The sequence below is a fragment of the Oleiphilus sp. HI0067 genome, from assembly GCF_001635735.1.
Map to the genome: position 1 here is coordinate 1 of NZ_LWFI01001626.1, position 948 is coordinate 948.

1 protein-coding gene and 1 pseudogene are annotated in these 948 nt (G+C 44.9%); both read left to right on the forward strand.

Annotated features, from left to right (window positions below):
* Positions 1 to 507: hypothetical protein (locus A3739_RS30465; RefSeq protein WP_197472599.1), on the forward strand; the 507-nt coding region annotated here is incomplete at its 5' end.
* A 136-nt stretch (positions 508 to 643) separates the two neighbouring features.
* A pseudogene (locus A3739_RS31105) lies at positions 644 to 948 on the forward strand (acyl-CoA desaturase); the annotation flags it as partial.

Consider the following 948-nt stretch of genomic DNA (forward strand, 5'->3'; position numbering starts at 1 on the left):
TTTGATAAGCGTGTTCTTGATGCTGAGACAGTAAAGATGCTAGAGAAAATTGGGTCAATCCAAAGTGACGTCATAGGGCTGGTGTCGGTTGAATCGCGTAAGCCAGATCGGAATATTGATGCTAGCCTGTTGGTTATGACGCTACACAGCTCTGAGTCATGGGCGGCTCGGAATCTCAATGTCAGTGCTTCAGATGTCGAAACGGTATTGCTAGAATCCTTGGCCGATGTCGTGGATCTGGACTCAGTTGTTTTGCGCAATGCTCTAGGAAAGGCGCATGTTCATCGATGGTTGTATGCTCGTCCTACTATCTCTAATCGCTTGATGGGGTCTTTCTTTGATGATGCCTCGATTAAGCTGTCTGCCTGTGGGGATTACTTTTCGGTGGAATCCGAGTATGGTGTTGAATCAGCATTTTTAAGTGCAAATGCTCTTTTGAGAACCATTCTCACGTCTACTGAAGGTGTGTTGTCCAATAATGAAAGCGAAAGTCTCCTCACATCTTAAATCCAATGGTTCTTGTTTGACGTTTAGTTAGTGTCAACGGATTTATCGCCCGAGCATCTCGCTCGGGTCAAGCGTTTGGGATATTTAAGTGAAAACACATATAAGTGAAAGCCGATTTTCTTTGAGGAAATTGGCGATGTCCGTCGTGCTTTGGTTTGATGCTGAAGCAAGTGCGGAGCAAATAAAAGGTCAACCAAATGACATTAATTGGTTGAGATGTTTGCCTTTTATCATTGTACATGTCGCATGTCTGAATTTGATTTGGCTCGGCTGGAGTCCGATTGGGGTCGCTATTTGTTTGGGCTTTTTTTGGTTGAGAATGTACGCGATTACCGCCGTATACCACCGGTACTTCGCGCACAGAGCGTATAAAATGAATCGCTTCTGGCAGTTTTTCTTTGCGGTTATTGCTTCGAGTTCAGCGCAGCGTGGACCCTTATG